We start from the raw sequence: 20,851 nt of genomic DNA, 5'->3' as shown, positions 1-20,851 counted from the left end.
CAGAATCCTTGCCTGCCAGTCCTCGCGTCGACGTCGACAACGGGCTGTACAGAACAGAATTCGTTGTCGAAAAGCACGCATCATGGTTCATGCACGGACCGTAGCAACGGGTTTCGTTCACCGAATCCTGGAAAGACCCGGAAATCTACCCTGAAGACTCCCCTACCCGACGTCCCCCGCACCCGCTAATCGACGCGTCCGCGTCTGGTGTCGTATGCCCACATCGCGATCTCGACGCGGTTGCGGGCGCCGAGCTTGCTCATCAACGAGGCGACGTGGGTCTTGACCGTGCTCAGGCCGACGAAGAGCTCGATGGCGATCTCGGCGTTGGTCCGGCCGCGTGCCACCAGCGCGAGCACCTCCTCCTCGCGCTCGGTGAGCGGGTCGATGGGCTGGACCGGTACCACCGGCGCCTGGCCGGCGAAGGTCGCCAGCAGCCGGCGGGTGATGTTGGGGGCGATCAGGGCGTCCCCGTTGGCCGCCGCGTGGATGGCCTGGACAAGCAGCTCCGGCCCGGCGTCTTTGAGCAGGAAGCCGCGGGCGCCGGCGCGTAGGGCGCCGAGAACGTACTCATCGAGGTCGAAGGTGGTGATCACGACGACCGCCATCGGGTCCGGGACGCCCGGCCCGGCGAGGCGTCGCGTCACCTCGACGCCGTCGAGCCCGGGCATCCGGATGTCGACCAGCAGGACATCGGGACGCAGCCGAGTCGCCAGGTCGAGCGCTGCGAGCCCGTCCGCCGCCTCCCCCACGACCTCGAGATCGGGTTGCGCGCCGAGGATCATCACCAGCCCGGTCCGGACCAAGTCCTGGTCGTCGGCTACGACCACACGAATGCTCATGCCGGCGCGTCCACGGGCAGGACCGCCTCGACCACCCAACCACCGTCGCGCCCCGGCCCCGCGGACAGCGACCCGCCCAGGAGCTGGGCACGTTCGGCCATGCCCAGCAGACCGAATCCAGGTGCCGGGACCGGCCCCGGCGCGGTCTGTCCATCGTCGCTGACCCGCAGCCTGACGGTGTCGCCGTCGCGGCGGACGTCGATCGCGACGCGGGTCGCGCTCCGGGCGTGCCGGACGGCATTGGTCAGCGACTCCTGCGCGAGCCGGTAGAGCGCGGCGTCCACGGGACGTGCCAGCCGGGTCGACGAACCGTCCAGCGAGACCTCGACGGTGAGCGTCGCGTCGGCGCGCGCCAGCGCAGGCAGGTCCGCGACACCCAGCTGCGGTGCGTAGGCGACGGCTTCGTCTGCACGCAGCACCCGCACCATGGACCTCATCTCTGCCAGAGTTCGCGACGCTTCGGACTCTATCGCGGCCAGGATCTCGACGGCCTTCTCCGGCTGCACGGCGGCGACCACGCCACCGGCCTGTGCTTGCACCGCGATGGCCGAGACATGGTGGGCCACGGTGTCGTGCAGCTCGCGCGCCAGCGCCACCCGCTCCTGATTGCGGATCTCGCGCTGTTGGCGATGCCAGAGGTCCGCGCGGTAGCGGAACACCGCCGCCAGGGCGACGAACAACAGCACGAGGACGGTTCCGCCGAAAACATCGGCCAAGCCCGCGGAGGAGGCGTACATCCCCAGCGCGACGACGACTGCCACGAACGCCGTGCCCACGACGATCTCCCGTCCCGAACCCCACCGCACCAGCGAGTAGAGCAGGATCAAGACAGCCATCATGGAATAGCGGGCGAGGTCCCCGGCATCGGCCGTCAGCTGCAGGATCGAGAGCAGCCCCGCGATGCCCCACCCGACCAGGGCGGCCGACAGGGGGCGGATTCGCCGCCAGAGCAGGGCGGGCATCAGCCCCAGGGCGAGCACCGCGACAAGGGGTCGCCAAGCAGAGCCCGGCGCAAGGGCGAGTTCGACCAGGGTGGCGGCCGCGAACACCCCCACCAGCAGCCAGTCGAGACGACCGATGGGCGGGGCGTCTCCGGGCCGCGGCTCATGCCAGAGGGAGCGACGGACGGTGACCACGGCTCCAGCCTAGGGATCGGAGTGCCTCGGCGTATCCGCCGAAAGAACGAGACCCAGACCATGCCATCGGCCAGGTGAACTCCGGCCTCCGGGCCGGTGTGCCCGGCGCCGGGCTCAGCGATCGTGGACCTACCTACCCGTCCCACAACGGAGCCCACGATGAGAACACCGCAACCCACCACCACCCTGGACGCCCAGCCGATGCCGGTGCGAGCCAAGCTCGCCGCCGCGTGGACGAGCTTCATGTTCCTGTACGCCTACGTGGACATCCTCAACTTCTTCACGCCCGGCGTCGTGCAGGACATCCTCGACGGCAGGGTCTTCGAGTTCGCTCTCTCCCAGACCTTTTCGACCTCGGCGCTGACCCTCCTGGCCGTCCCGATCTTCATGGTCGTGCTGTCGATGACGCTGCCCGCCGGGGTGAACCGTGTCGCGAACCTCGTCGTGGCTTCGCTCTACGTCCCCGTCACGGTGTTCAACGTGGTGGGCGCGTCCTGGCTGTACTTCTACGGCCTCGGCATCGTCTTGGAACTGATCCTTCTCGGCCTCATCCTGCGGTACGCCTGGAGCTGGCCCCGCACCGTACCTTCGGCGACCAGCCCGGACCCCGAAACCGTTCGCGCGCAGCAGCAAGCGTGAACTGTCTCGGGGTCACCCGGGATGACGCTCGGCGTCGGACTTCCCGCCGCCGAGCGTCCGGTCGACCCATGCGATGACGTCGGCCAGGATGGCCGGCCCCTCTGGTTCATCCTCCACCCCGTGGTAGACGCCCGGACAGGTCATCAGCGTCGCCGATGGCACGCGGTCGACCACCCGGCGGCTGGCGGAGAGCGGATTGATCAGATCGGCGTCGCCGTGAACCACGAGGAGCGGTACGGCGACTCGGGTGGCAGCCGATGCCACGCGATCCATCTGTGCCACGACGTCGATCGCGAAGCGTGCCGTCGCCCGCCCATGAACCAAGGGGTCGGCGTGCCGTTCGGCGACGACGTCGGGGTCGCGATTGACACGTTCGAACCGCAGCCCGTTCGGCAATGTCAGGGTGGCGAAGGTGCGTCCGAGGCTCCTGACCACAGCCAGCTTGAGACGCTGCTTCCGCAGCTCCGAGTCGAAAGCGGGTCCGGTCGCCACGACCGCGGCCACGTCCGTCCCCGGCCGGTCCGCCGCGTAGAGGAACGCGTAGAGCCCGCCCAGGCTGTGGCCGTACAGCACGACCGGCGCGCCGCCCGTTCGCCTGCGCTCGTGGGCGATCAGATGGTCCACGGCCCGCGCCGTCGACTGGTATCGGACGTCGCCGCGGCGTCCTTCGGATCGCCCGAATCCTTCGTAGTCCATGGCAAGCACGGAGAAGCCGGCCGCGGTGAACGATCGAGCCGTGCGGTCGTAGCGGGCGGCGTGCTCGCCGAGACCGTGCAAGAGGACGACACTGGCCCGCGCAGGCCCGCTCGGGGCCCAGTGGTGCGAGGTGAGTCGGGGGCCGACGCCGTCCGGCGTGAAGGAGTCGACGATGGGTGCGTTGTTCACGAGCAGTTCCTTTCCGGTCTGCTCGAGCCTCGCCGCTTCCCCTTGCTCCAGGATTGGACCAACCTGCTAGGTCGGCAGGATCTCCCAACGGATCGTGCCGAACGCGGTGGGCGGGCCGCCGAAGGTGCGGCGACACGTCCTCGTGAGGTGGGAGCTGTCGGTGAACCCGGCCAGGTGAGCCGCGTCGGTGAGCGTCCGGCCCTGCGCGACCGCCGCGGTCGCCCGGAGCAGCCGGAGCCATCGCACGTAAGCCCGGAAGGTGATTCCGAGCTCCTGGGCGAAGAGGTGGGCCAGTCTGCTCTCCGACAGATGAACGCTCGCGGCGAGGTCGCGAAGCCGAATGGGGCGTGAGTCCAGCTCGGCCTGCAGGCGGGCGCGCGCGGCGACGACTCCCGGATGCAGCGGGAGCGAGGTGTGTCCGGGAGGGCGCAGACGCCCTTCCACGTACGCGCTGTGACCGTCGATCAGGGTCTGTCCCGCGTGATCCCAGGCGTGAGCGTGGGACGGGTCGCCGACCAGCGCGATCAGCTCGGCGCCCAGACACGACTCGGGCTCGACGTGCGCCACGACGCCCCAGGCGTCGACGGCGCTGAACGCGTGCGACTGATCGGCGGGAACGATCGCCGCGGTGGTCCGCCGCTGACGGCCCTGGGGATCCTCGACGACGAACGTCCCCCGATGGGCGACGGCCACCTGCACGGAGTGGTGCGAATGGGCGGGCAGACTTCCCAACGGACCCTCGATCTCGAGCACACCGGGACGCAAGCGCCCGATGCCGGACCACCGCGAGATCAATGGCTGTCGCTCGTCCGGCGCGTGCATCGCCTGAAATATACGCGGCGCGGGCGCGCGGCGACCACCGCCGCGAACCGGCAGTCCGGGCATCGGCACCGTGGACAGCTACGCGGCCGTTCGGTGTGCCGACGTGCTTGCCCGGCGACCCGCCCCGCGCCGGCGAGCGTCAGCACGCCCATCTCCTGGGCAGCGTCCGCTGCCTTGGCAGCACCATGGTGACCAGGGCGGTGTCGACCAGCCATGCAGCAGCCGAACGCCTGCCCCCAGCAACCGGAACCCCGCCGTGACGGTGTCACCGCCGACGTGGGGCGTGACCGTCGCGGCGAAGCCCCGACAGCGCGGCGAGATGTCCACACATGCCGTGCACCCCGGTACCGGGCGGTGTCGAGGAGGAGCACAGGTAGTGGCCGTCGACACCGAGCCAGTACGGATCCAGCGAAAGCCTCGGGCGAGCGATGAGATTCACCAGGTCGAGGGCTCCGCCGTTGATGTCCCCGCCGACATAGTTGGGGTTCGAGCGCTGCAGCTCCCGCGGAGTGCTGACGTGGATGGCGGCGATACGTTCCCGGAAGCCGGGCGCGAACCGTTCGATCTGGCCGATGACGGCCGCTGTCGCATCGCCGTCGTATCGGTGCGGCACATGCGCGTAGGCGTAGATGGGCACCATGTCACCGACCGCACGGCTGGGATCCATGACGGCCTGTTGAGCGACCAGGACGAACGGACGTTCCGGCATCACGCCTCGGAAGGTGTTCCGCTCGGCCGCGACGACCTCCTCGTAGCTTCCGCACACATGAACGGTCCCCGCGGCTCCGACCGCGGGGTTGGACCAGGGAATCCCGCCGTGAACAGCCATGTCGACCTTGAAGGCCGCCGCGCCGTAGCGATGTCGGCGTAGCGCGCGCCGTACACGCCCCGGCAGGCGATAACCGAGGAGCCGCAGCGGCAGCTGTGGACCGGTATCGAACATCACGTAATCGAAACCGGTCAGTTGGTGTACTTCTTTTATGACACACCGGGTTTCGATGCGACCGCCCAGTGCGCGCAGCACACCGGCCATGCCGTCGGCCAGCCGTCCCGTTCCGCCGACCACGCAGGGCCACCCGTGCCTGTGCGCCACGGCGCCGAACATCAGTCCGATCGCCGAGGTCGGCGGACGAGTCAGCGGCGTCCAGGCGTGAGCGGCGTTGCCCGCGAACAGGGCTCGGGCTTCAGCAGTTCGGAAGGCCTGTGACAGCACGGTGGCGGGCACGATGCCCGCGGCCGCGAAGAGTCCGAACTCGACGGGACGACCGGGCACCTTCACCATCGGCGCCCAGATGTCGGGTGCGAGCGTGTCGTAGTCGCGGCTCAGTCTGCCCATCAGCGCGCGCCAGGCACGCCCGTCGACGCCCAGCTCCCGGGCGGTCCGGTCGATGGACCGGTAGAGCAGCCCGGCACCTCCGCCGTCGAGCGGGTGGGCGAGATCGATGTCCGGCCAAGCCCACCGCACCCCGTGGGATTCGAGATCCAGCGACTGAATGAACGGCGACCCGACGGCGCTCGGCACGATCGCGGCGCAGTGATCGTGCAGTAGTCCAGGAAGCGTCAGTTCGCTGGACCGCAATCCGCCGCCGATGGTGTCGGCGGCTTCGGCGACCGTGACCCGCACGCCGGCCCGGGCGAGCGTGATGGCCGCGGCCAGCCCATTGGGACCCGAGCCGACGACCAGTGCGCTCGACATCAGCGCAGACTCCACGCGACCGACACCGGCACCGTATCGTCCCAAGGCTGACGATCGACGACGTCGGCGACATCGATACTGCCGCGTTCGAACTCACCGGAGACCGCATCGACGAGGCGGTATTGCTGGCGCTGCCGATGGATGGGCTGGGCATCGAGCATCACGATGCGCACTTCGCCCGGCTCGAATCCGCAGCGCTTCCGCAGCGCGGCGACGAGCTGCTCGTTGCTCATGTGGCCGTCGCCGAAGTTCCAGCCGAGCACGGTGGATACCATGCGTTCGCCGTCGACGAGCACGTAGTCGTCCTCGTTCAGCCCGGCCATCGCCCGGTGCGCGAGGGTGAACAACCCTTTGCCGTGGGTGTTGAAGGCACGGAAGGCGTATCCCATGTACATCGGAATCTGCGCGGCCTCCTTGCTGCCGTAGAAGCGCTCCAACTGCGCGGCCGGCATGCTCGCGATCGACACCACGTTCTTTTCGATCTTTGCCGATGCCGACGGCTTCACGCACCACAGGGTGGTATCCCAATTGCCGGCGTAGTACCTCATCCCCGGAAGGAAAGACACCTTGCGGGGAAAGAGGTTTCCGATGATGACGATGCACACCAACACCCCCAGCAGAAGCAGAGGCAGTGGGGTGGTCATATCGCCGAGTCCGACGGGTGCCTGCCCGACGAACAGCGCCAGCACGGCGAACATCATGAAGACGTTCCACTCCAGCGGCACGCCCATGGGAATGGAGGACAGGATTCCGAAGTGGAAACCCAGCATGATGATCGCGAAGACCCAGGTCGGCCAGCCACCGTGCGAGAGCAGCAGTCCGACGGGTGCCACCATTTCGACAACGGTCGACAGATGCGCCAACCACCTCGCGATCCAGCTCGGGCGAAGGTCATCGGGGAAGCGCACGAAGAATCGCCGTTTGATCCATCGCGGTCGAAAGACCGGATTGTTGGCCATCATCGTGGAGATCACGAAAGGGAAATGCTTGTTGAGCTTGGAGGTGGCCGCGCCCATCCAGATGACGACGCAGACCAGCTTGGCCGCGAGGATCATGTCGACGCCGTAGCTCGCGAACAGGAAGGCCACGGTGAACGACCCGTACACCTCGCCTCGGGCAGCGAGGAAGATGACTTTGTCTCGCAGGCCGAGAACCGCCAGCAGTCCCAGCACCGTCCAGATCTGCCAGGCGGGCAGCACTCCGATGTCGGTGCCCAGCGCCTGGACGGGGCCGGTGCCGTCGGAGAACAACGCGGTCACCAGTGCCACCAGGAGCGCCGCGTACAGCACGACATCCCACAGCGTGCGGCTGTCGCCCGCGGTCAGCGGGATCCGGTTCGGCCACGGCGCCAAGCGAATCGTCTGGGGACGCAGCCAATACAGAATGGACCCCATCGGCGGGAAGAACCGGTTGTTCAGCGGGCCGAAGCCGCAGCCGAAGCCGACGACCTCGAACAGCATCGTGTACAGCACGGCCTTCTCGAACACGATCGGCTCGGCGTACCAGTCTGCGACATCGGTGAAGCCGTCGATACCGTCGGTGGTCAGCATGATCAACCACGCCGCGAGCACATACAGCGCGATCTTCGCGACGTAGAACAGGTGTAGCACGACGGGTGTTCCGAAACCGACCTCGGCCCAATGCCGGGCCATCGGCATGATCTTCTCGGCGCGAGTGCCTTTGCTCCACTGCTCGAAGTCGATCTCCGGGACTTCCTGCTCGAAGAACCCCATCAGATACTCTCCCTGCGCAACGACATCAGCAATCGACTACGCCGTTCGACACTTCGAGACCGCCGCCGAGACCCCGCCGGGTACGGGGTGGAAGGGGAAGCATGACCGAGAACGCCGTGCCGCGCCGTGTCCCGTGGCGTGTGCCGACCGGTTCCACCGCGCAGGATCCGCGAGATCGCATCATCGAGGCAGCGTCGCGATGCCTGGAGCGATTCGGTGTCGACCGGACGTCGATCACGGCGATCGCCCGCGAGGCCGGGGTATCTCGCCAGACGGTCTACAACCACTTCACGACCCGCGAAGACATCATTCTCGAAGCCGTGCAGACCGCGGCGACGGCCGCCTCCGAACGCATCCTCGCCACGGCGCGGACCCAGCCCACGGCCGCGGCTTTCGTGGTCGAACTCTGTTTGGCCGCAATGGCAGAATTCCGACGCAATCCGGCCATCTCGCCGCTGATCCCCGTCTTGGATTGGCCACAGACCCGAGCGCATGCGCTCGAACCCGACGTCATCGCAACTGTCCGGCATTTTCTTGAACCGATCCTGTCCTACTTGCCTGAGCGAGAGCCGTTCCTCGACGAGATGACCGAGACCTATCTGCGCTTCGAGCTCTCGCTGCTGACCATCGAGAGCGCCCGATCCCGCTCGCCCGAGATGCTGCGCAGCTACCTGCACCGCGTTCTCGTACCAGCCCTTGGACTGCCTCTGGATTCGCATCACATTGACAGTTAAGACACCCGCTGTCAATGATGAACTTCGACTGGTCGACGTCTACCACTCCAGGGGGACGAATCGGCCCAGGAGGGCCGGTAGCCACCAATGCGTGCCGAACACTCCCCGGCAAGCCCATCAGCGCCTCGACTACTACCGATCGCTCGGGCTGTGCCGCTCGCCGCCGCCGCAGGCGAAGAGGCCACCCCGACCGGACGTGGCGGCAAAATGCGTCGTCCGAGTTCGACTGCGCCCGCCGGCGGCCGTCGACGGGGCTCGACAAGACTCGGCGAACGCGAGTTTCCGCTCGATGCTCACAGCCGTCGGGCCGTGCAGCTGGGCCGGATCGAAGATCTCCACAGACAATGTCGCGACGCACAACCACCCACCGCCCGATGTGCTCATCCTGGATGGTTGGTGGGGCACGTCAGCAGACACCGACGTCGACGTCGCTGGTGACGACTGCGGTCGCGGACGACGAAGCAGTCGGCTTCGCCGCGGAGAACTGGGCGTGCTCCGGGAGGGCTGTGAATCCGAATCCCGAGATCAATCGGCGCGGCGCCGAGGAGGATCCGCGGTGCGCGCAGGGTAGGTGACGATGCGCTGGGCGACCCGCGCGGCCATCAGAGTGGAAACGCCACTGGGCAGCAGCGGGTCGTAGCCGCTCAGTTCGGCGATGCGGGAGAGCCGATAGGTGACTGTGTTGCGGTGGATGAACAGCACCTGGGCGGCAGCATTGTGGTTGAACTCGCGGTCTATGAACACATCGAGCGTCTCCAGCAGCGCAGGATGGTCCGCGAGCGGATCGAGCAGCGCGGCCAGGGCGGGGAGGGTGGCTCCACCCGCTGCCACGGAGTATTCGAACATCATGTGGCTTCGGGTGCAGATCGTTTCGGGCCGGGCCAGGGCGCGGGCGGTCTCGGCGACGGTCTGCGCTTCGGTGTACGCCCCGGGGATGTCCGCCCGGGTGCGTGCGGTCGCGACTCCGATCCAGCATTCAGGCTGGATAGCATTGTTGGACAAACCGATTCGACTCGACAGCGCGGCCGCTGGATCGTCTTCGTCGGCCGGACGCAGAGGGACGAGCGCGATCCAGCCGCCGTTGTCGCGGTAGAGGAATGTACCTGGGAGCAGCCCCAGCCGGTTACGCAGAGCGGTGAGAGTGCCGGGCGCGGGTTCACCGAGCCGTACCGCGACAACGAGAAACGCCTCCGCGATAGGGATTTCGGGTGCGCCTGTCCCGCCACTGACCTCGCGTCCAGCCAGCAGGTCGGCGGCGATCTCGCCCTGACGTTCCAGGATGTCCCAGCGTGGCTGGCGACTGTCCTCGATCAGGACGGTGGCGATATGGGTGACCACCAAGCTGAGGTAGTTGGTCAGGCGCAGCCCGAGTTCCGGCAGCAGCGGGTACTCGTCCGGTTCGAGGGCCGAGATGGACTGACTCCACAGGAACGCGGTGCCGACGCGATAATTGGTCAGGATCTCCTCGAGCGACATGCCGTCACGGACCAGCCGCATCGCCCGCTCGACGATCGGGCGCGTGTCGTCTCTGGACAGCTCGTGGTCCATGGTGAGCGACTGGAAGAACAGTGCGATGTTGAGTTGAACGCTCGGTACGAAGTCCGCGTCCAGCATGGAGTGTGGCAGCAGATCATCGGTTTTGAGGGTGGCGGCCAAGCCGGCCGCTTTGGCGTGCGTCCGCTCGACGACCTGCTGCCACTGCTTGTCGCGCGCGAGGCCGGGCTCAGGGGAATACCTCTGGGTCATGTGCCCTCCTAAGACACCGGTCCCAAGCGGCGACCGATTCACTCAAGCGCCCGGGAAGCCTTCGGGCAGCGGTGCGGGGAACCCGAGATTGAACGTCGGGCCCGGAGCCAAGCCGCGCAAGACGGCACTGGTCCACGCTACCGACGGAATCCAGCCGGTGACGGCATTCACCCCGTGTTCGGGCAGGGGAACGGTGATGAACCGCAGGTTCGCTCCGCTGTCCCAGTACTTGTCCACTGTCGGCAGCACTGTCGACGGTGGCACGACCTCGTCCCAGATGCCGTGCCACCACAGAATCGGGGTGTCCGGAATGTACTTGCCGAGACTGTTGTCTTCCAGCACTCGCAAGATCGCCGCTTCGGATTCCAACGATTTGCCCGGCTTGAAATAGGCACCGAGTGGGCGATAGATACCTGACGGGGCGAGGGTGATGACGCAACGGGACTGGAAATCGCGCAGCAGTTGCCTGCCTTCCTCGGTCAGCAATTCCTCGGGGCGGAACACGTCCGGATACTCCCGCGCCAAGGCCGCGAACCCGAGCCACATGGTGAAATTGCCGATACCCGCGAGACCGCTTTGCGGCTGCACCGCGTACCTCGCGATAGCCGTGAGGTCGCCGGGGGTGCCGCCGATGGCCGTGCCGAGCAGCCGCACGTCGGGGGCGTAGGTCGCGCGCAATTCGGCCGCGCGGATCGAGCCCGAGCCACCCCCGGAGTATCCGTACAGCGCGATGCCGGCATCGGTCAGGCCCAGACCCGCATCGTTCTTCACCGCGCGCAGGCTGTCGAGCACCATCTTGCCCTCGGCGTAGGTGTTGAACGTATTGAACTTGCCGTCGAAGTCGGGGACGTTGAGGGCGAAGCCTTGCATCAGCCAGTAGATCGCGAGCGCGGACTCCTTCATCGTTCCGACCTGCAACGTGTAGGACGGATTGCAGGAGGAATCGGTGGAGTCGATGGCTTCCTGGAACGACACCACCGGCCGGGTACTGCCCTGCCACGGAATGCCCGGCACGATCACAGTCGTCGCCGTCACGATCGGATTATCGTGGACGTCGTTGGACCGAAACAGCAGTTGCTTGGTGTACACCGGGAACGGGATGCCGACCAGGCGAGTCTGAACCTCCCGCGTGCGCACGATCTGACCAGGGGCGTAGGACGCGAGGTCCTCTGGATCGTTGTACCAGGGATCTTCCGCGGGCGTCGGAATCGGCAGCAGATCGTAGAGCTGCGGTTCCGACGGCAGTTGCGGTAACTGGTTCTGGTCTGGAGGGAACGCGATATCGGTGGCATCACCCGCCGCGGTACCGGCACTGACCAGCACAGTTGCCGCGGATATCGTCGCGACAGTCAAGTGCCGCAACCACGTCTTACCCATTGAACCTCCAGCGTCATTGCCATGAAGTGTCGAAAGCCTCCCGGCACCTCAGACAAGAACATCGCATGACACAGCGCGGAGTCTTCGGCACGATCCCAGCAGTGGATGCCGGCATTAGTGCGTGTGCACAATCGAATCCGAGTCGTTTCACCAGTCTTGATCGACATTGCCGGCCGGATGCTGCGGGGTTGACGGCGCCGGCAATGCCGGCTGCGGCTGCCACGGAATCAGCCATCGGCGCCGACCGGGGCGGCGAAGTACAGGTCAGTCACCTCGCCGCGGGAACCTGCTCGACGGCACGGCTGTCCCATCCCGGCTGCTGTAAGTCGGGTAGGTGTCGTCGTCGAGTTTGTCCGCGGCACGGGGCGGTTGGCGGGGTCGATGTTCGGGTGCCGCACGAAGCGCCTCGGCTTCGACACCGGAAGGCCCCGGCGCGCTGGCGCCGGGGCCTTGATGTACGACTGAGGGATTGGTTTCACATGAGTTCGACGGCCGTAAGGGCCGATCTGAGACACCGCATCCGACAACTCCCGGGATGCGGGACTGGTAAATGACTGTGCAGTGGCCACCACCTCCAATTTCGTCGGTTCTACCTGCGGTGTCTTGCGGTATTCACCCCCTCCGGCGGTCCGGCCGAGTACACCGGATTCTCTTCTCCGCCGGAGGGGACGGTCGAACTGTCATCCCGGGCAGTTCGCCTGCCCGGCCATCTGATCTCTCCACTGGAACGTCAGCGACTATATACCCCTGCCTCGAGAATGTCTACACTCATCAGAACAGATTTATTCCACTGCCGGGGGTCGCTACGCGGGGTGACGTCCCGTGCCGATGCCAGAGCTCGACCGAGCGCCGCCGACAGGTTTCGACACTGCGACCTTGCGGTCATCGTGACCGGGTGGGCGGCGGCATATCGCACCGCAATCGGGAGAGGGGTCAGGCGGCCAGCGCTCGTCGGCAGCGGGTCCGGCGTGACCACGACAGCTGCCGCACGCCGGCCCGCGGCAGCGGAGTCGACGCGATGGCGTCGATATCGGTGGCGGGCTCGTCGTAGGTCAGGATCCGGACGGCCTCCGGGCCGCGGCCGGTGTCGGTCGCGGTGAAGATCACACGCTGCCCGGCGTGCAGTGTCTTGTAGCCGGGGGTGTCGATGGCGGTGTAGTCGCAGAACACCGCGGGTCCGCCGTGGTCGGAAGTCAGGAACCCGAACCCCTTCTCGGCATCGAACCAGTCGACTCGGCCGGGCTGCCAGGCGATGGCGTCGGCACCGGGGTGCCGGTGCGGGTCCAGAGGGGTATGCGGATCAGCAGGCGAGGCAAGAGAGGTCGTCGTCGGCACAGGGAACGCTCCATGCTTGGTCGATACAGTCGAACAGATAAGCGGGTGTCGATAACGCGGGCGGATTCGCCCGCGTGCACCGCGGTGACATCCAGGCCCAACTCGGGTCGTCGTCGAAGACGAAGGCCTCCTGGTCGGCGAGGTCGGCCAGAGAGGCTTCGGTAAGACACCGGACGGAACCGGAGCCGGTGGCCGAACCCCCGCCAGGGTTCGGCCACCGGACTCGAGGGGAGTCGGATCGAGCTCCTTGGAAGAGTTCTTCGGGAATCGGTCGATACCCACCACCTCCTCGTCGAGAACAGGGTCGGATCGAAACCAGCGGCTACTCCAGCGGCGGAGGACTGCGCTGGGTGGGCGCCACCCGTCTCGTCGGCCACCGGCTTGATCGCAGCCTCGGCGCCGGGGGCCTCGGGCGGAACCCGGGCGAGTCACCCACGCGGGGCGGACACCCTCGCACTCGGGCGCCGATGGCGTCGATCTCGGCGACCAGAGCCGCGTAGTCGGGATCGAGGGCCACCAGCTCGGTGTCGTCCCACCACGCCCGCCCGCGGCCGGTGTCGTTGCCGTAGTTGATGATCGAGGTTGACATCGTCGACCTCCACCCCGGCTCAGGCGTCGATGGCCTGGAGTTCGCGCTCGCGCGAGATCTCGATCTTGCGGGGCTTGGCCTTCTCCGCCACCGGAACCGACACACGCAGAACCCCATTGCGATAGTCGGCACGAATCCGATCGGTATCCAGACTCTCCCCCAAGAACAACTGACGACTGAACACCCCACGCGGACGCTCCGCGGCGATCATCGACCGATCCGCATCCAGACCCGGCCGCGACGCACGCACCGTCACCACATTGCGCTCGACATCCAGATCCAAAGAGTCCGGATCGATCCCCGGCAGGTCGAACTCGACCACGAACTCGTCCCCCTCACGCCAGGCATCCATCGGCATCGCCGCCGGCCGCGCCGCCGTGCCGAACACCTGCTGGCTCCACCGGTCCAGATCACGAAAAGGATCGGTGCGCATCAACATGGCCGCCACCTCCAACTCACTCCATTCTCGATAGGATCATCGCCAGATAACCTCTGTCATCCGACATAGATATTATTTAGCACTCGACCCAGATGAGTGCAAGCAGCAGAACCAAGTAATCTGATACAGAACCACAGAATCGAGGTGAGGACGCCGTTTGATCTCCCCACCCTCCCCCGGCGACCCGGCACTGCGCTGGCACGGCGATCCCCCGCCACCATGCGGTAGGCGCCAATGGCACCTGGCCGACGAGTTCAGCAACTGGATGATCGCAGCGGCCCCGGTCGCGGCGACCGCCTGACACCGACAACCCCGCAGACCGATACCCGGTCCATCTGTCCTGGGAATTCCGTTCTGCTCGAACACCCCCTGGAGGCTCTCGGCCCGGCTGCCGCGTCCGGCTGACTCGACCCAGGGTTCAGTCGGCCGTCCACGGCCGCAGCTTCTCCGGATTCCGGATCACCCAGATACGGGTGATCCGGCCGTCGGCGATATCGAAGGCGTAGACCGACACGACAGTGCCGTCGAGCTCGGCGACCAGCCCGGGCTGTCCGTTCACCGTGCGTTCGGTGAGGGTCGGCGCGAGGCCGCGGGCAGCGATCTGCATCCACGCGGCGGCGATCTGCTCGCCGCCGACGATCGGGTCGAGGAACGACAACGCGAGGCCGCCACCGTCGGCCGTGGCGACGGCCCGCGGATCCAGCAGCCCGACCAGCGCCTCGATGTCCATCGCTTCCCAGGCCCGCTTGAAGTCCCGGACCACCTCGGCGCGTTGGGCATCCGGCGCACCCCGCGCGGAGTCGATGCGGCGGCGAGCACTGGAAGCGAGCTGACGGCAGGCCGCGGGGGTCCGCCCGACCACATCGGCGATCTCGGCGAAGGTGCAGCGGAACACGTCATGCAAAACGAACGCCACCCGCTCGGCCGGCGTCATGGAATCGAGCACGACGAGAAAGGCCATGCTGATCGATTCATCGAGGGTGATCTGGTCCGCGGGATCGGCGGGCCCAGGCCTACCGAACCAGTCGGAGTGACCCGGCACCGGCTCCGGAATCCATTCGCCCACATACTGTTCCCGCCGAACGCGCGCGGAACCGAGCAGATCCAGGCAGATCCGGCTGGCGACCGTCGTCAGCCACGCGCCCGGCGAGGCCACCTGCTGCCGCCGGCTGTCCGACAGCGCGTACCAACGCGCATAGGTCTCCTGCAGGACGTCCTCGGCTTCGGCGAGCGAGCCGAGCAGCCGGTAGGCGAGATTGATCAGCTGCCTGCGCTCGGCGATCACGGTGTTCAGATGCGGGTCGGTCATGTCGGCTCCTGCGGTCTCCTGGTCTGCATCTTCCGACGAAATACCGCTCGGATGTGTGAGGTGACCTGACATTCCGGACGGCTGTGTCGTCGGAAGGTCGAGAAGCCCAGCAAACCAGGAGTTCGAGCATGATCAGAATCGGCATCCTCCTCGGCAGTACCCGCCCCTCCCGCACAGGCCCACAAGTCGCGCAGTGGGTCCTGGACACCGCATCGCGACGCGACGACGCCGAATTCGAGCTGATCGATCTGCGTGATCACCCGCTACCGCATCTCGACGAGGCCACCCCGCCGATGTTCGGCCCGTCGGTGCACGCCCACACCCGCGCCTGGGCGGAGCGGATCGCGCCGTTCGACGGTTTCGTGATGGTGACCCCCGAGTACAACGGCGGCGTCCCCGGCGTGCTGAAGAACGCCCTCGACCATCTGTGCGCCGAATGGACCGACAAGGCAGTGGGATTCGTCTCCTACGGGGTGAGCGGCGGCGCTCGTGCGGTCGCGCAGCTGCGGGTGGTGTGCAGCACGCTGGGCATGGCCGATGTGAGCCGCCCGGTGGAGATCTCGCTGCTCACCGATTTCGAGAACCACACCACTTTCACCCCGCGTGACCACCATGTCGCCGCCCTGGGCAAGACGCTCGATCAGCTGGTGGCATGGAGCACCGCGCTCGCGCCACTACGGGCGGGCACCGACCCCACCCTCGTCACCTCGAGAGGATCCCGATCATGACGGTACCCAGCTCACCTTCGCACGCCGACCGCACCCACAGGGACGACGCCCCGCTCCGCCGCCAGATCACGAAGGTGATCGACGGTCTGCGCGCCGGAGACCTCGATGCCGTCCGACAGGCCTACACCGCCGATGTCGTCTCCTTCGATGTCGAGCCGCCACTCCAGCATGTCGGGATCACCGCGAAACTCGACAACTGGGCCCGGGTGTTCCAGGTCTTCGAGACGGTGACCTACGAAATCCGGGACCTGACATTCACCATGGGCGAGGACGTGGCGTTCGGGCACGCGTTCGCTCGCCTGCGCGGCACGCTCAGGAACGGGGCGGAAACGGACGGCATGTGGGTCCGTGTCACCTACGGGATGCGCAAGATCGACGACACCTGGTTGATCTCGCACGATCAGGTATCGGTGCCGCTCGATATCTCGACCGGTCATGGCATGGTCGAGCTCGAGCCCTGAGCACACGCCTACGTCGACATCCGCCGGGGATCGCGCCGGATGCGATCCCCGCTGGTGCTGATCGCCCGGATTGCCCCACCGGGCACCAGGACTGCGACGATGACTGTGGCGGCCTTCCGCCGTGTCGACGATCGCCTTCCCGGTGGATCCACCGGTTCGCCGAGGTCCACAGGAGCCGGCGTCGATTTCGTGCCACCGCCGGTGAGGCCCTGAATACACTCTGTCGGCGCTGCGGATTACGTATCGGATCCATGGGGGCTTATCGCTGGCGCGTTCGTACGCGCCCGCTTGCCCGGAGCGGCGCGGCTGAATTGTCGAGTCGCTGCGAGCGAATCGAAGTTTCCCGGCCACGTCGACAGCCGCTTCGGGTCGGCGATGACCTGGCCTCGTCGAATCTCACCGACCAGGTCACGACCTGTGATCGCCGCAGCAGCGTACGCGCCGCTGAGCATCGAGCCGACTGTTCCCGGGCCCCATACCGTGCTGGTTCCGGCCAAAAATAGGCCACGGACAGGGGTTTCGGTCCCCGGACGCAGTGGTCCAGCCTGGTCGAGGCGAAGCGCAAGCCCAAAGGGTGCTCCTGCCGTATTTCCGACGAACCGAGTCTGGGTCGCAGGGCTTCCCAACTCGGCGAGCCGAACCCGCGACGACGCCCCCGGATAGGCTTGCTCCATCCGTTCGAGCATTCCGTCGAGCACGATCTTCTTGATCTCGTTGTAGCGGCGAGTATTGCGGTACTCGCCCGATTCGACGTCATAGCCGTCGAATCCCCACAGCCTCGGATCGGCCGGGGTGATCGTCTGCACCTCGATCGTGGCGTGCCCCTCGGGCGCGGCGGCATGGTCCGGGTCACGGCGTGACGAGGACTGCAGGTACATCGGCTGCTGCGCCGCCATCGCGTGTGCCCAAGCACGTCCGTCGCAGAATCCCTTGCCGTCGATAACACTCCGCGAAAAGCGGGTCAACGAAAGCAACGACGTGGCCACACCCCAGTCGGGGATCGCGAAATAATTGCTGTTGAGCTGGCTGTGGACGTCGAATTCGACACCGAAGAATCCGTTGATCAACGGATGCGACATCGACCAGTGTTTGACACGTTCGCGATGAAGCCTGGGTAGGTGTTCGAGACCGACCAGCTCCTTGTAGGTTTTGATGATGTCGGCGTCGGAGACCACCGCAGCCGCGGCGATCACCTCCCCGCTCATCAGCCGCACCCCAGTAACCCGCCCGTTGTCCACCAAGATCTTCTCGACCGCGGCGTTGGTACGGATAGTGCCACCATGCGAGGTGATCACCTCAGCGAACCCAGCTGCCAGGACCTGTCCTCCACCGCGCGGGTAGTAGGCGCCTCCGCCGACATAGTCCTGGTAGAAGCCCGCCATTGCCGCCGTCGGCATGCTCAGCGAACTCGAGGCGAGCGCTCCGCATTGCACCGACAGCGCGAGTACGGCACGTGGCGAGAATCCGCACGAGGCCAGGGTGGCGGCATATGGCATTGCGAGGAACGGCGCCGCCCAACCCGCCGCGGCAACCCACCGCGCCAGCGTCGCCGCCGGGCGATGCGGGCCACGACGATCCAGGCTGTCGGCGAGTCGGTGCATGATCGAGTGAAACCGGCGAACAGCCCTCTGCTCGTCGGGGAACGCTACAAGGAGCTCGGCGAGGAATGATTCCCAGCCGACCGGCACGTTGAGAGCAAAGTCCGGAGCGATAATGCGGTCGAATGCCGACTCTTCCAGCGGAAGCCATTGAATACGGTCGTCGAGTGCGAGTCCGTGGATCATCGCCGAAACGATGCCTCCTGGCCCGCAATCGCCGACATAGTGGACTCCGCAATCGAATTCCCAGCTGCCGCGACGTCGGAAGACGTGCGATGAGCCGCCGAGTACCGAGTATCGCTCGAGCAGAATCACTCGTTTACCTGCCGCTGAGAGATGGGCAGCCGCCGACAGTCCGCCAAGGCCCGCGCCGACGACTACAGCGTCGAACCCCTTTGGAGCGGCGCCGTTGTGCTGCGACATGGCAGTTCCTTTCCGGCATCCGCCCGTACGGCGTCAACCCAATCCGGTATTGATTCCGACATGTTTCTCGTTGGGGGCATACCACCCGGTCACGGTCCACGACTTCTTCGAACCACGCTGAAACCATCGCCAGTCGTGGCGCGGCATGATGCCCGTCCCGCGGATTATGGGACAGCGGAGTGTCGCCGATGGCGTCGCTAGCTGTCACCTGCGCCGGAGACGGTCTAGCCGGGCAGTACGTGGGTGCGGAAATCGGCGTCTTTGCCCGCGAGACCTCGTTCGACGAAAACTGCCATGAACCTGATTCCCGCGGATGCGGCGCGCCTCCGCACAAGCGGTATTCGGTAGATCTGATGAACGAAGCGCAATCCTGCCGCCATAGCGGCCACGATCGGCGTCAGCAGCTTGTGGCGCCGAAGCCCCAACTCCTCGGGGACCCGCAGGCCTCCGTACCGTGTAGAGGCGGGCAGCTTCAGCAGGTTCCAGCCGATGGCTTCATGAGCCTTCAACGGCAGCGCGCGAAACCCCGTTGTCTCGGACAGACCTCGGTAGTTCGCCGCAACAAGCGCCTTGCTCTGCGCGTCTGGCCGGTACAACAGCCCGAGGATGCGAGCGTCTATGTCGCGTTGTACATCGAGGGAACTTTGAATGCACTCCACCGGGGCACCTTGGAGCCGTGCAACCCACTGCCACATCCGCATCCAGGACTCGATTTCGCGCCGGCTCGTCGGTCCGGCAACCCACTGCGCGATCGCTGCGCGGTACCAACCGAACAGAAATACACCTGCACCGAGCGAGAGGGAACTGACCGGCACTCCGTCGAGCGTCCACTTGCCGCTTCTTTGCAGCCCAATCCGAACCATGGTGTGCATGAGTCGTACCCGAACCCACGTCTCCCACTGCTGACCGCCGGGTTTCATGCCCTCGACATCGAACGTCGAGATGAAGCCCCGGGCGGTTTCGAAAAGGCGCCGACTGTAGTCACCACCGTCGCGTAGTCGCCCGGTCGCGGCGAAAACTGCGGCCGTGTGGCTATCGAGGTAACTCCACGGCAGCGCGCCATGGAAGCCCAGGGCGAATCCGATCGGGTTGCGAGCAGCCCAGTCGACGCCATCCTGCAGTTCGTCGAAGTCCAGCCAGGACGGCACATACTCGACTTCAGCCAGGAAGTCGACCGCGCTTCGAATTCCCTGATCACGCAACGTACGAGCGTTGGCGATCAGATCTCCCTTCATCATGTTCCGCGCTCGCATATCCGCGATCAGCGCCTCGCCCAGAGGATCTCCCACGTGATCCCATGCTTCATAGTCGATTTCCTCGGCTGACGCGATCACCTCCCGCGCCGGTATCAACGCCGCAGCAACAGCATCGGCGACTCGAGCGTCGAAGGATGTATGTCCCGTCGGCGGCTCGAACGACGATGACGAACGAACAAACTGGGGCGCCATTGCTTGCAACCTCCTGGAAATGACCATCTCCGGGCTCCCGGCGCCGTGCGCCGCCATAGAACCCTTCAGTGCTGTATGTGACACTGTCACATACAGCACTTGACACTGTCAAGTGGGCCGGTGGCCTCGACATCCGGATCCCCACGTCGCGGTAGCGGCGGCGCTCGGCGAGGGCATCCGTCAGCCCTGTTCAGAACCGGAGGCCGACAGGCTGTAGACACGTACCCATGAGCGACGCCACAGCTGACGTGCCCTCTGTGCAATCACTACACGACCGACTCCTCGTCGCCGCTGTCGCCGAGATCGACGATGTCGGCATCGACCGGGCCAGTTTGCGGTCGATCGCGCGTCGGGCAGAGGTGTCACATCAAGCACCAGGGCACCTGTTCAAGAACAAGACCGGCCTGCTCACGACGCTGGCGGTTCGAGTCATTCGATTGCTGGGCTCCCAGATGAGCGAAGCACGGTCGGCCGCGCACGCAGCGGGAACCAACGGCAAGGACCTCGTCGTGGCCATCGGCGCCGCCTACATACAGTTCGCGGTCAGCCGCCCGGCACTGTTCGCGTTGATCAGCCGCTCGGAAATGCTCGACCATACGATGATCGAACTTCGCGAGTCGCTCGATACCACGTGGCAGGTGCTCACCAGCGCCGTTCGCGACGCGCAAGCAGAGGGGTGGCGAAGCGATCAGCCCGTCGAAGATGTCGCGCTCATGTGTTGGTCAATCGTCCATGGTCTGGCCGCGATCCAGATCGGCCGGCTTCAGCCGACCGAACTACGTGATCATGACGCCGTCGAGCTGATCCACTCCGTGGCCGGCCTCCTCTAGCGAGCTGTCGAGCAGGAGAGAAGTCCTTGCCCTGTCGACCGGCCCACCTTGCGACACCAGGTCGATGGTCGACTGATGCTG

The 20,851-nt window shown here is 66.2% G+C and carries 19 protein-coding genes; 5 read left to right on the top strand and 14 right to left on the bottom strand.

Annotation, left to right across the window (positions count from 1 at the left end):
• Positions 1-185: 185 nt before the first annotated feature.
• Both Q7X29_RS15340 and Q7X29_RS15335 read right to left on the bottom strand, forming a co-directional pair.
• The gene (locus Q7X29_RS15340) at positions 186-842 is read right to left on the bottom strand and encodes a response regulator transcription factor (RefSeq protein WP_316574489.1); all 657 of its coding nucleotides are present in this window, start codon (positions 840-842) and stop codon (positions 186-188) included.
• A complete protein-coding gene (locus Q7X29_RS15335) occupies positions 839-1,978 on the bottom strand; it encodes a sensor histidine kinase (RefSeq protein WP_316574488.1) in 1,140 nt (379 codons plus the stop codon). The genes Q7X29_RS15340 and Q7X29_RS15335 overlap by 4 nt, the downstream gene beginning before the upstream one ends.
• Positions 1,979-2,137: 159 nt before the next feature.
• Here Q7X29_RS15335 and Q7X29_RS15330 point away from each other — a divergent pair, with 159 nt between their 5' ends.
• Positions 2,138-2,617, top strand: a complete 480-nt coding sequence (locus tag Q7X29_RS15330) for a DUF6326 family protein (RefSeq protein WP_316574487.1) — start codon at positions 2,138-2,140, stop codon at positions 2,615-2,617.
• 12 nt (positions 2,618-2,629) lie between these two features.
• On the opposite strand, the gene Q7X29_RS15325 is transcribed toward Q7X29_RS15330, so the two are convergent.
• The 4 genes from Q7X29_RS15325 to Q7X29_RS15310 all read right to left on the bottom strand — a co-directional run bounded on the left by Q7X29_RS15325 (position 2,630) and on the right by Q7X29_RS15310 (position 7,753).
• A complete protein-coding gene (locus tag Q7X29_RS15325; RefSeq protein ID WP_316574486.1) occupies positions 2,630-3,502 on the bottom strand; it encodes an alpha/beta hydrolase in 873 nt (290 codons plus the stop codon).
• Between the two features lie 66 nt (positions 3,503-3,568).
• The gene (locus tag Q7X29_RS15320; protein ID WP_316574485.1) at positions 3,569-4,324 is read right to left on the bottom strand and encodes a helix-turn-helix transcriptional regulator; all 756 of its coding nucleotides are present in this window, start codon (positions 4,322-4,324) and stop codon (positions 3,569-3,571) included.
• 265 nt (positions 4,325-4,589) lie between these two features.
• Positions 4,590-6,020 carry a phytoene desaturase family protein gene (locus Q7X29_RS15315; RefSeq protein WP_316574484.1) on the bottom strand — a complete coding sequence of 477 codons (1,431 nt, stop codon included), beginning with the start codon at positions 6,018-6,020 and terminating at the stop codon, positions 4,590-4,592.
• Positions 6,020-7,753: a DUF3556 domain-containing protein gene (locus tag Q7X29_RS15310; RefSeq protein ID WP_316574483.1), complete on the bottom strand. Its 1,734-nt coding sequence runs from the start codon at positions 7,751-7,753 to the stop codon at positions 6,020-6,022. The genes Q7X29_RS15315 and Q7X29_RS15310 overlap by 1 nt, the downstream gene beginning before the upstream one ends.
• 101 nt (positions 7,754-7,854) lie before the next feature.
• Here Q7X29_RS15310 and Q7X29_RS15305 point away from each other — a divergent pair, with 101 nt between their 5' ends.
• On the top strand, positions 7,855-8,487 hold the full coding sequence (locus Q7X29_RS15305; protein ID WP_316574482.1) for a TetR/AcrR family transcriptional regulator: 633 nt from the start codon (positions 7,855-7,857) through the stop codon (positions 8,485-8,487).
• Positions 8,488-9,012: 525 nt separating this feature from the next.
• On the opposite strand, the gene Q7X29_RS15300 is transcribed toward Q7X29_RS15305, so the two are convergent.
• The 6 genes from Q7X29_RS15300 to sigJ all read right to left on the bottom strand — a co-directional run bounded on the left by Q7X29_RS15300 (position 9,013) and on the right by sigJ (position 15,282).
• The gene (locus Q7X29_RS15300; RefSeq protein ID WP_316574481.1) at positions 9,013-10,143 is read right to left on the bottom strand and encodes a PucR family transcriptional regulator; all 1,131 of its coding nucleotides are present in this window, start codon (positions 10,141-10,143) and stop codon (positions 9,013-9,015) included.
• A gap of 132 nt (positions 10,144-10,275) precedes the next feature.
• Entirely contained in the window at positions 10,276-11,610 is a 1,335-nt protein-coding gene (locus tag Q7X29_RS15295; RefSeq protein WP_316574480.1) for a lipase family protein, read from the bottom strand.
• Between the two features lie 933 nt (positions 11,611-12,543).
• The gene (locus Q7X29_RS33080) at positions 12,544-12,945 is read right to left on the bottom strand and encodes a cold-shock protein (RefSeq protein ID WP_394358686.1); all 402 of its coding nucleotides are present in this window, start codon (positions 12,943-12,945) and stop codon (positions 12,544-12,546) included.
• Positions 12,946-13,267: 322 nt separating this feature from the next.
• Positions 13,268-13,534: a hypothetical protein gene (locus Q7X29_RS15285; protein ID WP_316574479.1), complete on the bottom strand. Its 267-nt coding sequence runs from the start codon at positions 13,532-13,534 to the stop codon at positions 13,268-13,270.
• 19 nt (positions 13,535-13,553) lie between these two features.
• Positions 13,554-13,973: an Hsp20/alpha crystallin family protein gene (locus Q7X29_RS15280; protein ID WP_316574478.1), complete on the bottom strand. Its 420-nt coding sequence runs from the start codon at positions 13,971-13,973 to the stop codon at positions 13,554-13,556.
• Between the two features lie 418 nt (positions 13,974-14,391).
• Positions 14,392-15,282 (bottom strand): RNA polymerase sigma factor SigJ, encoded by an 891-nt coding sequence (gene sigJ / locus Q7X29_RS15275; protein ID WP_316574477.1) that lies wholly within the window; start codon positions 15,280-15,282, stop codon positions 14,392-14,394.
• Between the two features lie 128 nt (positions 15,283-15,410).
• On the opposite strand from sigJ, the gene Q7X29_RS15270 reads away from it, so the two are divergent.
• Together Q7X29_RS15270 and Q7X29_RS15265 are read left to right on the top strand one after the other, a co-directional pair.
• Positions 15,411-16,010: an NADPH-dependent FMN reductase gene (locus tag Q7X29_RS15270; protein WP_316574476.1), complete on the top strand. Its 600-nt coding sequence runs from the start codon at positions 15,411-15,413 to the stop codon at positions 16,008-16,010.
• On the top strand, positions 16,007-16,471 hold the full coding sequence (locus Q7X29_RS15265) for a YybH family protein (protein WP_316574475.1): 465 nt from the start codon (positions 16,007-16,009) through the stop codon (positions 16,469-16,471). The genes Q7X29_RS15270 and Q7X29_RS15265 overlap by 4 nt, the downstream gene beginning before the upstream one ends.
• A gap of 236 nt (positions 16,472-16,707) precedes the next feature.
• Here Q7X29_RS15265 and Q7X29_RS15260 read toward each other — a convergent pair whose 3' ends face one another.
• Complete coding sequence (locus Q7X29_RS15260) at positions 16,708-18,492, bottom strand: phytoene desaturase family protein (protein ID WP_316574474.1); 1,785 nt, start codon at positions 18,490-18,492, stop codon at positions 16,708-16,710.
• Positions 18,493-18,716: 224 nt separating this feature from the next.
• On the bottom strand, positions 18,717-19,940 hold the full coding sequence (locus Q7X29_RS15255) for an oxygenase MpaB family protein (protein ID WP_316574473.1): 1,224 nt from the start codon (positions 19,938-19,940) through the stop codon (positions 18,717-18,719).
• Between the two features lie 227 nt (positions 19,941-20,167).
• On the opposite strand from Q7X29_RS15255, the gene Q7X29_RS15250 reads away from it, so the two are divergent.
• Complete coding sequence (locus Q7X29_RS15250) at positions 20,168-20,770, top strand: TetR/AcrR family transcriptional regulator (RefSeq protein ID WP_218719063.1); 603 nt, start codon at positions 20,168-20,170, stop codon at positions 20,768-20,770.
• Positions 20,771-20,851 lie beyond the last annotated feature (81 nt).

It is taken from the genome of Nocardia canadensis (assembly GCF_032656385.1).
GTDB lineage: Bacteria > Actinomycetota > Actinomycetes > Mycobacteriales > Mycobacteriaceae > Nocardia > Nocardia canadensis.
The sequence above is the reverse complement of the archived record's forward strand: the minus strand, read 5'-3'. Positions and strand labels throughout refer to the sequence as shown.

Coding starts and splice junctions, on each gene's coding strand:
- Q7X29_RS15340 (WP_316574489.1), bottom strand. CDS start 842: ATGAGCATTCGTGTGGTCGTAGCCGACGACCAGGACTTGGTCCGGACC.
- Q7X29_RS15320 (WP_316574485.1), bottom strand. CDS start 4,324: ATGCACGCGCCGGACGAGCGACAGCCATTGATCTCGCGGTGGTCCGGC.
- sigJ (WP_316574477.1), bottom strand. CDS start 15,282: ATGACCGACCCGCATCTGAACACCGTGATCGCCGAGCGCAGGCAGCTG.
- Q7X29_RS15270 (WP_316574476.1), top strand. CDS start 15,411: ATGATCAGAATCGGCATCCTCCTCGGCAGTACCCGCCCCTCCCGCACA.
- Q7X29_RS15285 (WP_316574479.1), bottom strand. CDS start 13,534: ATGTCAACCTCGATCATCAACTACGGCAACGACACCGGCCGCGGGCGG.
- Q7X29_RS15310 (WP_316574483.1), bottom strand. CDS start 7,753: ATGGGGTTCTTCGAGCAGGAAGTCCCGGAGATCGACTTCGAGCAGTGG.
- Q7X29_RS15260 (WP_316574474.1), bottom strand. CDS start 18,492: ATGTCGCAGCACAACGGCGCCGCTCCAAAGGGGTTCGACGCTGTAGTC.
- Q7X29_RS15265 (WP_316574475.1), top strand. CDS start 16,007: ATGACGGTACCCAGCTCACCTTCGCACGCCGACCGCACCCACAGGGAC.
- Q7X29_RS15255 (WP_316574473.1), bottom strand. CDS start 19,940: ATGGCGCCCCAGTTTGTTCGTTCGTCATCGTCGTTCGAGCCGCCGACG.
- Q7X29_RS15305 (WP_316574482.1), top strand. CDS start 7,855: ATGACCGAGAACGCCGTGCCGCGCCGTGTCCCGTGGCGTGTGCCGACC.
- Q7X29_RS15330 (WP_316574487.1), top strand. CDS start 2,138: ATGAGAACACCGCAACCCACCACCACCCTGGACGCCCAGCCGATGCCG.
- Q7X29_RS15315 (WP_316574484.1), bottom strand. CDS start 6,020: ATGTCGAGCGCACTGGTCGTCGGCTCGGGTCCCAATGGGCTGGCCGCG.
- Q7X29_RS15250 (WP_218719063.1), top strand. CDS start 20,168: ATGAGCGACGCCACAGCTGACGTGCCCTCTGTGCAATCACTACACGAC.
- Q7X29_RS15295 (WP_316574480.1), bottom strand. CDS start 11,610: ATGGGTAAGACGTGGTTGCGGCACTTGACTGTCGCGACGATATCCGCG.
- Q7X29_RS15280 (WP_316574478.1), bottom strand. CDS start 13,973: ATGTTGATGCGCACCGATCCTTTTCGTGATCTGGACCGGTGGAGCCAG.